The organism is Halobacteriovorax sp. CON-3, assembly GCF_043196995.1.
Lineage (GTDB): Bacteria > Bdellovibrionota > Bacteriovoracia > Bacteriovoracales > Bacteriovoracaceae > Halobacteriovorax_A.
The window spans coordinates 834,393-848,871 of the sequence record NZ_JBEBNA010000002.1 but is presented as its reverse complement, the minus strand read 5'-3'; the positions used below and the strand labels follow the sequence as shown (position 1 = coordinate 848,871).

Sequence of the window (14,479 nt, the reverse complement as noted above, 5' to 3'; positions counted from 1 at the left end):
GGGTTCACCTGCGGCTGCGGCTTCGGTACTTGATTTAAATTAGGATTCACCTGCGGCTGCGGCTTTGGCACCTGATTTAAATTTGGGTTCACCTGCGGCTGCGGCTTCGGTACTTGATTTAAACTTGGGTTCACCTGCGGCTGCGGCTTCGGCACCTGATTTAAATTTGGGTTCACCTGCGGCTGCGGCTTCGGTACTTGATTTAAACTTGGGTTCACCTGCGGCTGCGGCTTCGGCACCTGATTCAAATTAGGATTCACCTGCGGCTGCGGCTTCGGTATTTGACTCGGCACCTGATGCGGAGTTGGTATCTGAGGCGTAATGACTGGTGGAGTAACTGTTTGCCCAGGTGTTGTTGTCGGTGGAGTCTGTGAACCACTTGGAACCTGGGCCTGTTGTGGAGTTAGACCTAAAAGCTGTAAGCAAAATGAATAATGTTGCGAATTTGGATTATTAACATGACTTTTACAACCAGACGCAGATGGATTAGCAAGAGTAGCTATCGAATATGTAAGCGCCAAAACCAATATAAATATGTTCATAAAGCTCTCTAATCTAAAGGAAAATTATTAAAGTTAATTATCACATATTATGTAAATTCGCCGGTTCTTTTTGCCACTCACATCAACTTTTCTACACAGTGCAATGTAAGAAATAGAGCTATCTATTTATTTTCCCATAGGAATAGATGTAAGAAAGTAAATTTCTTTAGCTAAACAAAATTTTAATTTCAAAAAAGTCACCCTCCACGTTAGAACTGGCCAAATTCAATTAAAACTCAGAGGGAGATTTATGAAAAAATTGGTTCTACTATTAGTGCTTACGGCCCTGACAGCAACGACTTTTGCTGCACCAGAAAGAGGAAGAAGAAATAACAATGATGACGAATTAAGAAATCGTCGCTCACGTGATGCTAGATACAATAGAGACTCACGTCAAAATAGACAACGTGACAGAAGATATGATGATCGTCGAAATGATAGAAGATACGATGACAGACGCTACGATGACCGTCGCAATGACAGACGCTACGATGACCGTCGCAATGACAGACGTTATGATGACAGACGCTACGACGACAGAAGATATGACGATCGTCGCACAACAAGACCTGATCCGACACGCGCTTACCGCCGCTACCGTCACACACCAAACCGTGACTATGTAAGACACAATCGTCGTTGGACAACGGCCCGTGACTATCACAGAACAGTAAGACCAATCTATGTTTATAATAACCGCTGGCTAAGAATTAGTGTCTCTTATGTTGATGGTTACTACTGGGATTACGACTACCCATACTTTATCTACAATGGATACCGTCACCGTTACAGCGCCTATGATACGTGTAACTACGAGCTTGTTGATAGCTGGAGCGATTCAGTTGAGAGAACATTTTACTCATTCTCTTGTTCAACTGGATACGACCTTTGTGCAGATCTGCGCGATGAACTGAATGATTATGAATACGATTACCGTTATTTCTGTGCTGAAAGATATAACTGGTAGATTCAATACTTATATAAGGGCCGCATAGTGTGGCCCTTTTTTTATTTTCGAATGAATCGATTAAATGAAGAAAAAGAAATTAAGATTGAAAGAACGATGATTAAAATAGCAAAACCGATAATTTCAGTAGAGCTGAAAATATAATTTAAATCGAATTGAAGTTTTGCAACAGCATAAGTCACAAGCTGTCCAAGAGTAACTCCAACAACAACGGCACTCACAGACATTAAGGCCATCTCTTTCATAATGGACTTTCTAATCTCACTAAAACGAATCCCAATGATATTGATAAGAGAGATATCTTCTCGGCGAGACTCTAATTGGTGTGCAATGAGAGAGTAGATCACAAGAAGTCCAACAAGAAAGACAATGAAACTCATTGTAACGAGAATCTTTGTGATACTCTCCATAATTGTCGCAACCCTTTTAAGAGAGCTTTGAATATCAATTAGAGACACGTTTTGAAACTTGGCCGCAAAGTCTGATTGAAGCTGATCATTAACATCGCCCTCGCCTTTTCCAATGGCCGCAATGAAAGTCTTTGGAGCATCCTCAAGAACACCTGGGCCAAATGAGATAAAGAAATTTGGCAAGAAGCTCGTCCAACGAATAGAGCGAAAGCTTACAACTTTAGCAATAATAGGCATCCCTAGAATATTATACTCAAGCTCATCACCAAGATTAATCCCCAATCGACTCGCATAGCGCTGCTCTAAAGAAACTTCTGCCACTTCATCAGATTCAAAGTCAAAGCGCTTAGGCATACGCCCTTCGACAATCTCTTCACCTCTTACAAGATGATCGCGGTAACTTAAGTTAGCACTGCGATTACGACTACGTTGCTCCCTTTGCTCTTCTCTTGTTAAATCCCCAAGTTTTTCTGGGTTATAACCTTCACCATTAATCTTTACGAGTCGCCCACGAACCATTGGGCTGATATTGAGAAGATCTAGCTTCTTCTGAGAAACAAAAGTTTTTAGCTCCTCAACTTGTTCAGGCTGAATATCGAAGAGGAAGTAAACAGGGCGCTCCTCTGCAGGCATCGAAAGTTCCGCTCCAATGATATTCTTAACTGAAGGGATAAGAGTCATAAGACTCGTTGAAATGAACAGACATAAGAAGATAAACAAAGTTGAAATCTTATGACGAGTCACATACTTAAAGGCCATATTAGATGATAAGCTAAGTTTTGGATTAAGTTTTCCAAGCCATGAAAGAATAAAACTTCCCACAGGAAAGAAGACCCCCACAATAAGTAGGAAGACTGCAATGAATGCACTACCAACAATTAAGCTTTCAGACAAGTAAATGGCCATCACCCAATAAAAAAGTACAATTGGGATAAATAGCAGGTAATCGGAAATATTATTAGATAAGCTCGTATCATGATCAAAGAGTGCCTTTTGATCGACTCTTAAATAAGGAATAATAAGAGCTGGTGCCAAGACAATTGTAGAGGCAACCCCTACGGCCATTGTGACAAAGAAAGTAGAAAGGCTAAATTCAAGAGCAAAATTAATTCCTAAATTTCGACTGACCATGGTTTGAATAACGGGACTAAATGCCGTCCCAATCGCAATTCCTAAAAGTGAACCAAATAGGCCTAGAAAGAAAAGCTTTAACGTATAGATCTTAAAGATATCTTTCTTTCTCATACCAATAAAGCCAAGAATTGCTAAATCCTTTCTTCTCTTTAATAGAAAGCCTCTAAAGAGGTAGATGAGGCCTAGCCCTGCTAAAAATAGCCCGCATAGAGAAACAAGCCCAAGAAAGTCAGCGAGATAATCCATTGAACGCCCCACTCTTTCAGAATTAGACTGAGGAGATCGGATGCGAATTGATGAATCGATTATTTTAGCTTTTAAATCCTTTTCCGCTTTAACAAGTTCTTTGTCACTTAATTCTTTGGCCATCTTAAAATGTAAACTTCGCCAAATGGTACTTCCAGGTTTGATAAGATCAGTAGCATCTAAGACCTCATTCTTTAGATAGAGTCTTGGGGCCAGCTGTCCCATGGAAAAACCTGCAGAACCATCTTCTTCGACAATCCCCGCGACTTTAAACACTTTTGAACCAATCTTAATTTCTTTGCCAAGATCAAGTCCAAGTTGCCCAACAAGTTCAGGGTAAATAAAGACTTCATTATCTTTTAAATCACGAAAGCTCTTGCCACTCTTTGCTAGGATATCACCATAGAAAGGAAACCCGTGGCCAAGTCCTCGTATATTGACGAGTCGACTTTTTTCGCCGTTAAAGAGCATCGAATAGAGTGAGCGGTTGCGAGTCATCTCACTATAGTCGAGATTAGACTTTGCAATCTCTAAGCTATCTTTCGTGATCGCAATTCGCGAGCTTACTGAAATATCAGAACCAAGAAGAGATTTTGACTTTGCCGTTAAAGCACTATCAAAAGAGGACTTAAAGACCTCAATGGTTGAGAGTCCAACCATTCCTATCGAGAGATTTAGAATAAAGATGATAAAGAACATTGGAGAGCTTCTAAGCTCTCGCATAACCATTTTAAGCTTCAAGACTTAGCACTCCATTTTCTAAGTGATAAATCTTCTCACACCTCTTTGCTAAATCCTTATCGTGAGTGACAAGGACAAGACTCATCTTTTCATCGCGAACGATATCAAAGATTAAATTCATAACTTCATCACCAGTATTCTCATCAAGACTTCCACTTGGCTCATCTGCCAGAAGAACACCTGGGTGAGTAACGAGAGCGCGAGCAATGGCAATTCGCTGCTTCTCTCCACCACTTAATTGATTTGGAAAATGCGTCTTTCGGTGACTCATCCCTACTTTTTCAAGAAAGTAATCCACACGATCTTTCTGATGGCCATTGCCATTTACCTCGAGTGGTAAGAGGACATTCTCATATGCATTTAGATGTTCTAATAAATGAAATTGTTGGAAGACCACACCAATATGCTTTGCTCGAAGATCTGTGATCTCTTCACTATTTAGATCTTTAAGTGAATTATTGCGATATGAAATATCACCACTAGTGGCATCATCAATTCCACATAAGAGTGATAAGAGAGTTGATTTTCCACTACCAGATTTACCTAGGATTGCGATGGTCTCCCCTTCGCTAACTCCAAGCTCAACACCTTTTAAAACATTGAGGATTTCTTCTCCTTGAGAAAAATCCTTTCTAACTTCTTTAAGTGATAATACTAATTCAGTCATTATAAAGCTTTCCTTATAAACGGTGCGACCGTCTTTGCAATAATCTTGTGTCCTTCCTCATTTGGGTGGATGCCATCGTCAATATTATACTGACGCTGTCCTGCTACATCCTTAAGTAAGAATGGAAGTAGTGTAACTCCCTCTTCTTTCTTTAAATCAGGAAACATTTTTTGAAATTCTTTCGTATACTCAGGCCCATAATTTGGTGGAATCTGCATTCCAGCCAAAATAACTTTTACACCCTTACTCTTTGCAAGCTTGATAGCATTTTTTAAATTCTCTTTTGTTGAATGAAGCTTTATTCCACGGAGCCCATCATTTGCCCCAAGGGCAAGTAACATGACATCAGGCTTTCCTCTTAGTGACCACTTAAGGCGAGAAACAGCAGAAGCTGAAGTAGAACCGCTAATACTTGCATTCATCACTTCAATTTCAATGCCTTCTTGTTTTAAGATATCTTTCACAAGATTTGGATAGGCATTCTCTGGATCAATTCCATAACCGGCAGTAAGAGAGTCTCCGAGAAAGAGAACTTTTGGCGCAGCAAATGTTGAAAGGCCAATTAATAGAACTAGTAAAAATTTATTCATAACAACTCCAATCATATTATTTTAGGGCATCACAGCAAAAATAGCGAAGTTCATTTCGCTTTTTTACAAAGATTTAACAAAGCCTTTATTAATGCTTTGCTGGCCCTCTTTCATCAGTTAAACTAGATAAGTGAGTCAAGGAATCGAGATACTTCAAAAAATATTTGGTTATAATGCCTTTCGCGGCAATCAAGAAAAGATTGTGGAAAGTGTCATTGCAGGAAATAACGCACTGGTCCTCATGCCAACAGGTGGTGGGAAGTCTTTGTGCTATCAAATTCCAGCACTTGCCCGCTTTGGGACGGCCATTGTTATCTCTCCCCTCATCGCTCTTATGAAAGACCAAGTTGACGCCCTCATTGAAAAAGGCGTCGAAGCGGCCTACTTAAATTCTTCAATTTCTCATAGTGAACAGGATGATATTGTGGGAAATCTTCTCAATGGAAATATTAAGATCCTCTACGTCTCGCCAGAGCGTATGATGAATGAATACTTTCAGCGAATCTTAGATCGCATTGAGATTTCTCTCTTTGCCATTGATGAGGCCCATTGTGTTTCTCAATGGGGCCATGACTTTAGACCTGAGTATATGCAGCTTGGCATGATCACAAAGAAATTTCCAGACATCCCTCGCATTGCACTTACCGCAACGGCCGGTGAAGCAACACGTGGAGAGATCATTCGCTGCCTAAACCTCCATGGCTCAAGTCTCTTTATCAGCTCTTTTGATCGACCAAATATTACATACGAAGTTCAAAAGAAGACAACGAAAGAAAAAGACTTCTATCGTCTCACGCAATTTGTTCAAGATAATCTTGATGGCCAATCTGGAATCGTCTACTGCCTTTCACGTAAAGGTGTCGAAGAATGTGCAGACAAATTAGTTAAAGCAGGCTTTAAGGCCTATGCCTACCATGCGGGAATGAGTGCCAGTTACCGCGAAAAAGTTCAAGAGAAATTTATCACTCAAAAGAATGTCATCGTTGTGGCAACCATTGCATTTGGAATGGGAATTGATAAAGCCGACGTACGCTTTGTTGCCCATATGGATATGCCAAAGTGTCTTGAGTCCTACTATCAAGAAACGGGACGAGCAGGACGAGATGGCCTCCCTTCTCAAGTTTTAATGTTCTATGGACTAAGAGATCTTGTTCTTTTAAAAAGAATTGCTAATAAAGGCGTTGGCGCAGCAGCTCGTCGCCGCGTAAATGAAGAAAAGCTTGATGCCATTCTTGGTTTTTGCGAGGCCACAACTTGTCGCCGTGAAGTTCTTCTTAATTACTTTAATGACCCCTATCAAGGCCCATGTGGTAATTGTGATATCTGCTTAAGTGAACAGACTAAGCAAAAGCTTATTAATGCAACTGAAATTGCCAAGGCCGTTCTCACTTGTGTTTATGAAACTGACCAGCGCTACAACGTCCACTATATCGTCGATGTTCTCAAAGGAAATATTTCTGGCGTCATTCAAAAAAATGGCCACCACCATATCACAAGCTTTGGTTATGCGAGTAAAGAAGACGAAGGCTTCCTCTATTCTCTTTGTCGCCAACTAATTGCCCAAGGCCATCTTAAGATGATTATGGATGGAAGCTCAGAGATTAAACTTACTCAATCGGCCATCGACGTTATCGAAGATCGCAAAGAAGTCATGATTCGTGCAGACTTTAAAAAAGGTGCGCCAGCATCAAAGTCGGCTGCGACAAAAACAAAAGCAACAAAGAAGAAAGCAGTTCGCAAGAAGGCCACCACAAGAAAGAAAGCTGTCGCCACATATAGGCCAAATGATGGAACTGATAAAACAATGTATGAGAATTTAAAAGTTCTACGCTCTAAACTTGCCAAACAAAAACGCACACAGGCCTTTAAGATTTTTCCAGACAAGACTCTTATGGAGATGGCCGCCCAACGCCCACAAACTCTCGATGATCTCGAAAGCATCTATGGGGTTGGACCTAAGAAGCTTCAGCGCTTTGGGAAGATTTTCCTTGAAGCGTTAAATGGGGATGCTTAAACTACTTCTTACGCGAAGATAACAATTATATTCATCTACGGATTCCTCTAAATTTAATTTATGTGGTAAAATTACATATAGAGGAGATTGAATGAAAAAAGTAATACTTCAAAGCCTAATTTTACTACTAGCAAGTACAACATTTGCAGAAGACTATGGTATTGCAAGATACAATACTCTAGATAAAGTCACAGGTAGTGGAGGCATACTACTTTTTTTCCCTGACAATGATGATGGAAAAAACCTCCTTAGATATGGACCAGGGACGCTTTATCATAAACAATCTAAAGAATGTGCATCAATCAACTTACTAGATACAGACAAACATCCACTAAAAAAGATAAGCTGCCCAAAGCATGTCTTAGAAAAACTCGAACTAGACAAAAAAATGCGAAAACATCACGATTGGGCCTCTTTTAAAAATGACTTAAAAAACTGTCTACAAAAAGAAGACCTTATTTGTCTGCGCGGCTTGATTTCTCCAAATGTTAGAATTTCACCAAATGCACCAGGCTTCTTCTTGAAGAAGGAAAAATTATTAAGAAATGAGCTTGAGAAAAAAGACTTCAAACTTATTTTAAACAAACTAAACAACTTCAAAAAATTCGACACAGGCTTTGGCATTTATTACACTTTAGAGGTAGCCGACCATAATATTTACATAGGGTCTATAGAATCAAATAACGAAAAGTTTTTAATAATAAAAAGTTTTACTACTAGTTCCGATTAAGACTCTTGTCAAAAAGATAGAAAGAACATCCTTCAATGTAACTTGATAAACTCATTGAATTGAATCCGAATAAGTATAATTATCTTTAAGCGTTTAGTTAATCAGCAGTATCATTTGGAGAAATATTGATACCTTCAATAATCCATTTATTATTATAACTCTTTGACTTAGTAAATCCTACACCATAGTGTTCGTCGTCTACAACAAATCTTAAGTATGCAACTCCTTCATTTTTATCTATTTCTAATTGTCCAAGTCTATCGATAATATTTTTCAAACGTTTCTTAGTTAGAATATATTCTTTCAAATAAAGCCTACTATGAATTACACTAGAAATTTGTCTTTCATATTTATATGAAGGGTTTATAAAATAATGAACACACTCCTTAGCCTTCTCACTTAATGCACATCTTTTAAATTCTTTTAGAATCTCTTCAAGTGAATCATATCCTTTAACATATAATAGTTCTTCAGAAACCCTTTCCGGGCATGAAACAACATTATAAGACTTTAAAGCAATTCCCTCTTGCTCTACTCTGATACAATCTCCTGTCTTGTATCGATAAAAGTATCCTGATAAATTTAAACTACTTTCACGCCTATGAGCATCAGTAAAGAGCTCCTTTTTTATTTCGGGGAAACTATCAGGAATGAAGGCGTAAGATATTAAAACAGGAACATTCATATTAATGTTCCAGAAAAATGATCTAGTATCTTTTTTATAACTTTCGAAGAACTCTGGCTCGAGGTCTTTATCCTTACTAGTGCCAGAGTTAGTTCCAAAGACTAACGAAATCCAAAAAATACATAATACGTTTTTTAAAATATTATTCATTATCAATGCCTCTCTCTAGGTGTTTTATCGTAGACGTTATCCAACGGAGAATGCCTAAAACTAATTCAAATATACGACTCAAACTTTTGAACATATGGCCTAAGAGCTTCAATTTTCTTGCAGGTATCTTTATTTTCTTTCTTTAAACAATATTTGATAATCTCAAACTTGTCCTGACTAGAAAACATGACTTCGAATGTTTTGGCCTTATTTCCCTTATTCAGTTTCACATATTTAAAATCATGGTAGCCTAAATCATTTCTAAAAAAGGAAAAGACAACACTGTCTTCAGAAGTCGAATAGTATTTTGTAGGTATCGCTATATACTTCTCATTATTTAATAACTTTTCGATCTTTTCATCAGTTAGCTTTGGATATCTATTTTCGATTTCAAGTTTCTCACAATTCAATTTCTTATAATTACAGTATTCATAAATTTCTAACGGATAAACACTTCTGAACACTCTAACAATATCCTTATCCATATAACGATAATGTATTAATTCACCATTAAAATCCTTTAATCCTTCATAATTAAAAATGAGAATATCCCTACCTGATATCGAAAGTGTAAACTTCTTATAAGTATCTAGATCAAAATCTTTAAGATATTCCTTTCCACATCCACTACGTAACTTTCGATTATCAATTACTACGGGCTTAGCACAATTCATAAAATCTCTTCTAAGCTTTAATATTAATACATCCCAGGAAAATGGTTGCTTAACACTTCTAGAATACGAAGGTGAAGAGAATAATAAGATTAAAATCATCAATATTGATTTTGAATAAAGCGTGAATTTAAGCAAGAATGCCCTCCTATTCATAAATACTTCTTAGTCGCTAATACAGACTTCATTCACTCACAAATATATGAAATAATTATCGGGTATAAATGAACTGAATGTTACCTATTTCCACACAAGTTATATTGAGTCCGAGTTCATCGTATTTAGCAGTGTCAAAGTCAAGAAATTCTAAAGAAAGAGATTCCAGAAACTAGAACTTCTCTCAAAAAAATTGCCAACAATATGAGAAAAGTTGATTGGTATGAATGTGAGTCTGTTGTACGAGGAGATTTGTTACTCAGACGTGCTACTTCCTTCATTTCTAATGAAGGCAGTCTGGTATCATTTATTTGCGATAGAAAAAGAGGAAAGAACTTTGATACACATTACAACTTAACTAGGTGAATAAAATCTCCTGTTTTTTTTTACAACACAAGATGTTACAATATATTTTATCAGGAGAAAGCGATGAGGATAATTATTCGACTACTAATTTTGATAATAGTATCTACTAACGCAATAGCAAGTAATGAATTTGACACAAAAAAATATGAAAGCTCTGCTGGCTACATGGGCGCAGCTTATGAATTCATCTACTTCCCTGAAAATGATACAGGCAAAGGACGCTTAAAGTATGGCAAAGGGACAATGTATCATATTAAAAGCCGAGAATGTGCATCATTGTATGCTACGATGGGCCAAGCAAGAAATATAAAAAAAATAGGTTGTCCTAAGCATGTACTTGATAAATTAAAAAGAAACGAAGAAGTAAGAATACATAATACGTGGGAAGACTTTAAAGCAGACTTCAAGAATTGCTTAACTAAAGAAGATATAGATTGCTTAAGAGGTTTAATTTCTCCAAAAGTAAAGTATAACCCTGGTTCTTTTGGTCATTTTTTAAACAAGGAAGAATTGTTAAGGAATAGGCTTGAATCAAGACATTTTCAATTTCTTCTGGGAAAGCTCGATTCATTTAAAAAAGGAAAGTCATCCAGTGATCTGTATTTTTATTATGAAGATAAATATTATGATATATTTATTGAAGCTTATTCTATTCCTAATACCAATCAAAAAACTCTAGTAATAACTCGATTTTTCACTCAAACATTTTAAAGCGGCTATAAGAATTCGGCTCCAGGAGTTTTTTCATTTTTTCGTTATAAGACATTATTTCTTTGAATTACAAGACAAAGAATAACTTAACTAAGAAACTAAAATGAGCAACAGGCTAATTGTTATAATTATTATAAATCAACCTCCAGCGCTTTTTAACCTCAGGCTCCCCTCTCGACATAAACTTCGCAATCTTATCTTTAGTAAAATTTCGATAATCCCTATAATACTTTACTAAAACAGCACTCAAATACTCATGCGGAAGTTCACAATATTTATCAGGAAACAATTGATACGGGTATTTCTTGAAATCATTATTAGACCTTAAGTAGTACAGTTTATTAATTCTCAATCTTTTTTTGTACTGTTTACCTAGAATTTTTTTATATAATTTTAAATGATAAGCCTTACTCGACTCAACATCATGATGAAACCTATAAGAGATCTCATCATTAGGCATCAAACTTTCTGCATACGAATAGCACCCTTCAGAAAGACTCTCCTTGCGAAGCCATTCATAAACTGCTTTTTCATCATTTAAATTAAGCTCTAGCAAGTCGTAAGTATCATATACCCACTTTTTAGAAAGATACTTCGCTTCAGGAACTCTAAGAGTTTCAGCGATCCACTCCTGAACTTCTAAAAGTTTTTCTTCTTTTGATTTCTTTGCAACTTCACTTTTTTCTTTTTGATTACAACCAAAAAGAATAAACAATAAACTAATTAAGACAATCTTCCTCATTAAACTCATTCCTTATTTCTGAATTATACAAATCATATATTTCCAATATCCACTCCAGGTGTTTTTTCGCGATTAATTATTATCATCAAGATATTTATAAAATTCTTCATAAACTTCTTTCCTCGTTTTTAAATTATCTTTATATTTATTAAAGTCGACATAGTGTTTATATAACTCAGGTTTTTCACTGTAATACTTACGTTTCGATACATTGATTCGTCTTATCGTTCCATCATCGTTTTTTTACTCAAACTTTTGAAATTTAAATATTTGTTGATCAGTAATACCAATATCTGCGCACTGGTATATCCAGCGATAAAAAGAGTCTGCATTTAGACTCAAATCAAATATAAAATCTTTTCTTTGATACAACTCTCTACCTCTAGTATTAAAAGCAAGGCCTGCAATTTGAAGGAACTCATCTTTCTGAGTGTCTTCTACCTGACTATCAGTCAATCTCTTATCGTATTGTAAGCTTACCCAACAAGACAAAGAGTTTAAGTACTTAATTTTTTCATTATCTTCTACTACCCCACGTTTTTTCATCACAACATATAGGTTTTTCAGCCAATTATGATAGGCTCGCATAACAATTGGGTTCCAGTCTTTATATACTTCTTCTCCAAATCGTTCTAGATCATCACGCATCCCGTTATTGTTCGCATCCACCCCTTCGAGAACTTCCGTTTTATCTTCATAGTCAATATCGTAACTGCGTTTATACTCATTCATCAGTGCAACCATAGTCATACCAATCATAAACGGAGCGACAGCAAGTAAGGGTAGTAACATTTTTGCGTTCGCCAATAAAAATGGAAGTGTAAACCAAGCGATAATGGCTTTTACAATTTCTTTTAACTTCAATTTGATTACCCCTAAAACAAGATTCGATAACTACTTATCGGGTAACAATACCTAAATATTACTAGTTTAACAGCTCAGAAATAGGTTTAAATAAGATGGGAGCGATGAATGTCCACCTCAAGAAATGCTAAAGATTTTAATTATGAAAATTGGGTATATGAGAAAACGATGACAGATCTTTTTTGGATAAAATTTGTTACTCATTTTCACTTCGTGAAAATATCGTTCTTTTTATGCGAAGACTTTCCCATTGGCCCTGAGACGAACCGCTCGGGCTTGAACCCTCGCTCTCGACTCTAATCTCTAGCTAAAGAGTTGGGGCCTAGCACCGCAAACAATAGACTGGCTTTGGCCAGTCAATTTTGCGGGTGCTTAATAGCGATCTTTAAAACGTATAATCAAAGATTGATTGATATGAAGGTTTCCGCGACGGTAGTCGATGAATTTTGCACGCATTAAGTTTTTTAATGAGTGAGAGAAGTCCACATCGGCCATGGCAAATTCCTTGTAAGGATAACCGGCCCAAAGGTTTTTAAGTTCTGAGTGAAGGTCTTTTTCTCTTTTTCTGAATTTACCTTGGTCTTTTAGATGGTAAATGATGAAAAGCTCTTCGTCTTCAAGATCAATTCCTAGGCCATAGCAGATGGCACTAAGGGCATGAACTGCTGCGATATACTTCTTATCTTTACCGAATTCATTTTGAAAATTAACGAAGCCTTTAAAGAATGCATCGAGTTTGAATACCATATTTTCATATACGGCATATGTACTTTTCGATGAGTCATTAGAGACGTGGATACACTTATGAAGAAGCTCTTTAAATTGATCCATTTTCTTAAATTCTACTTTTTCTAATATTTCTTCAAATGTTTCTTGTAATTGGTCCATAGTCGTCTTTCTATCACATAATTCCTAAGCTGCCTATTGAGTAATACCGCGAATCTGATACTCTCGTGACGGCTTACGACGGCGATCGTATTCCTTTTGTCCAGGAGAGCGAGAGTCATTATAAATATCCTCTGCTCCATAATAATTACTGATCATACATACATTCAGTGCTGCAATACGATCACATTTTGATTTTACAATTCTCTTATAATTGGCCACGGCCTTTTGATTGCGGGCCTGTCTTTCTGGTGTTAAACGGTAGTATTCTACAAAGAGATTTCTATCCGCTGGATTAATTTCATCCTTGTACACATTGTAAACGAGCTTCTCGCAAGAAACGTCCTTAAGCTCACCTTCAATAGTAGGAAAGTGATTCTTTAATGTTGTTGCAGACTCAGAGCGGAAGCCACCCTGGTCGTTGTCCCCTGCAAAGAAAGAAAGGTTTGAATAAATATCTTCAATCTTGGCGGTCTCATTTTCACATGAGTTAAGCATTTGATCGACTCTTGTTAGAAGCTTCTCAAGATTCTTCTTTGTCACCTCGGCATTTTCATCATCACAAGAAATACACCACTCTCTTTCAGCGAAGTCCGAGTTCACATAGAGCATGGTTGCCAGAAGTGTATTTTCAAGTCCACTCATGGCATCCGCATGGGCAGTTGGAATGATAAGATCAAGGACTGTAAATCTTCGAGTGGCCTTAACTTTTTCAACAAGTTCATCAAAGGCCTTATTAAAATCAAGCTTCTTGAATTCAACAGGACGCTCATTCAAAAGAAATTGATTCTTAACCAGAGTTTCAATGGAATATTGTAATTTGTAGTTACCAACTCTAATGGTGGCCACACCGTTTTTAATCGTTGCAGGAGGGAGCTCACCGATGCCAGTCTTCTTTAGCCAGCGAAAATACTTATGTTGCTCTTTAATATTTTTAAAGGACTGGGCATAGACCTCAGGGTCTTTGCGTCTTTGATTATAGCTATCCGTAATATCCACAAACCTGCGGTAAAAATTCTTTAGAGCAAATTCTTCAACGATGGCCTCGCCAGAGTACTCCTCTTTCTCCACAATCATTTTTGCATGAGTCTGGGGAGCTGTCGCCAAGAGGCCAACAAGCGCTAAGATCTTAATAATCGAGTTCCTCATAATTATCTCCCATACGCTTAACGGAGTAATTATATCAATTATTAAATATTTATGTCAGA

Annotated in this window: 13 protein-coding genes and 1 pseudogene; 4 read left to right on the top strand and 10 right to left on the bottom strand. The window is 37.1% G+C overall.

Annotated features, from left to right (window positions below; all coding sequences use genetic code 11):
- Window positions 1–542, bottom strand: a pseudogene (locus tag ABMA72_RS14805) (hypothetical protein); the annotation flags it as partial.
- A 250-nt stretch (window positions 543–792) separates the two neighbouring features.
- Here ABMA72_RS14805 and ABMA72_RS14800 point away from each other — a divergent pair.
- The gene (locus ABMA72_RS14800) at window positions 793–1,509 is read left to right on the top strand and encodes a hypothetical protein (protein WP_393057717.1); all 717 of its coding nucleotides are present in this window, start codon (window positions 793–795) and stop codon (window positions 1,507–1,509) included.
- Between the two features lie 41 nt (window positions 1,510–1,550).
- Here the strand turns inward: ABMA72_RS14800 and ABMA72_RS14795 are convergent, their stop codons facing one another.
- The 3 genes from ABMA72_RS14795 to ABMA72_RS14785 are packed head-to-tail and all read right to left on the bottom strand — an operon-like array spanning window position 1,551 to window position 5,297.
- Window positions 1,551–4,040, bottom strand: coding sequence for an ABC transporter permease (locus ABMA72_RS14795; protein WP_393057715.1), 2,490 nt, complete (start codon window positions 4,038–4,040; stop codon window positions 1,551–1,553).
- Entirely contained in the window at window positions 4,030–4,707 is a 678-nt protein-coding gene (locus ABMA72_RS14790; protein ID WP_103218076.1) for an ABC transporter ATP-binding protein, read from the bottom strand. Before ABMA72_RS14790 ends, ABMA72_RS14795 begins: the two co-directional genes overlap by 11 nt.
- Window positions 4,707–5,297: an arylesterase gene (locus ABMA72_RS14785; protein ID WP_393057713.1), complete on the bottom strand. Its 591-nt coding sequence runs from the start codon at window positions 5,295–5,297 to the stop codon at window positions 4,707–4,709. Before ABMA72_RS14785 ends, ABMA72_RS14790 begins: the two co-directional genes overlap by 1 nt.
- Before the next feature lie 130 nt (window positions 5,298–5,427).
- On the opposite strand from ABMA72_RS14785, the gene recQ reads away from it, so the two are divergent.
- Window positions 5,428–7,311: a DNA helicase RecQ gene (gene recQ, locus ABMA72_RS14780; protein ID WP_393057711.1), complete on the top strand. Its 1,884-nt coding sequence runs from the start codon at window positions 5,428–5,430 to the stop codon at window positions 7,309–7,311.
- A gap of 91 nt (window positions 7,312–7,402) precedes the next feature.
- Window positions 7,403–8,041: a hypothetical protein gene (locus ABMA72_RS14775; protein ID WP_393057709.1), complete on the top strand. Its 639-nt coding sequence runs from the start codon at window positions 7,403–7,405 to the stop codon at window positions 8,039–8,041.
- Between the two features lie 97 nt (window positions 8,042–8,138).
- Here the strand turns inward: ABMA72_RS14775 and ABMA72_RS14770 are convergent, their stop codons facing one another.
- Together ABMA72_RS14770 and ABMA72_RS14765 are read right to left on the bottom strand one after the other, a co-directional pair.
- Window positions 8,139–8,876: a hypothetical protein gene (locus ABMA72_RS14770; RefSeq protein WP_393057707.1), complete on the bottom strand. Its 738-nt coding sequence runs from the start codon at window positions 8,874–8,876 to the stop codon at window positions 8,139–8,141.
- A gap of 65 nt (window positions 8,877–8,941) precedes the next feature.
- The gene (locus ABMA72_RS14765; protein WP_393057705.1) at window positions 8,942–9,550 is read right to left on the bottom strand and encodes a hypothetical protein; all 609 of its coding nucleotides are present in this window, start codon (window positions 9,548–9,550) and stop codon (window positions 8,942–8,944) included.
- A gap of 582 nt (window positions 9,551–10,132) precedes the next feature.
- Between ABMA72_RS14765 and ABMA72_RS14760 the strand changes: the two genes are divergently transcribed.
- A complete protein-coding gene (locus ABMA72_RS14760; protein WP_393057703.1) occupies window positions 10,133–10,780 on the top strand; it encodes a hypothetical protein in 648 nt (215 codons plus the stop codon).
- A gap of 115 nt (window positions 10,781–10,895) precedes the next feature.
- On the opposite strand, the gene ABMA72_RS14755 is transcribed toward ABMA72_RS14760, so the two are convergent.
- From ABMA72_RS14755 to ABMA72_RS14740, 4 genes are all read right to left on the bottom strand, one after another.
- Window positions 10,896–11,522, bottom strand: coding sequence for a hypothetical protein (locus ABMA72_RS14755; RefSeq protein WP_393057701.1), 627 nt, complete (start codon window positions 11,520–11,522; stop codon window positions 10,896–10,898).
- A gap of 243 nt (window positions 11,523–11,765) precedes the next feature.
- On the bottom strand, window positions 11,766–12,386 hold the full coding sequence (locus ABMA72_RS14750; RefSeq protein WP_393057699.1) for a hypothetical protein: 621 nt from the start codon (window positions 12,384–12,386) through the stop codon (window positions 11,766–11,768).
- Window positions 12,387–12,758: 372 nt separating this feature from the next.
- Window positions 12,759–13,274, bottom strand: a complete 516-nt coding sequence (locus ABMA72_RS14745; protein ID WP_393057697.1) for a hypothetical protein — start codon at window positions 13,272–13,274, stop codon at window positions 12,759–12,761.
- A 33-nt stretch (window positions 13,275–13,307) separates the two neighbouring features.
- Window positions 13,308–14,420, bottom strand: a complete 1,113-nt coding sequence (locus tag ABMA72_RS14740; protein WP_393057695.1) for a hypothetical protein — start codon at window positions 14,418–14,420, stop codon at window positions 13,308–13,310.
- Window positions 14,421–14,479 lie beyond the last annotated feature (59 nt).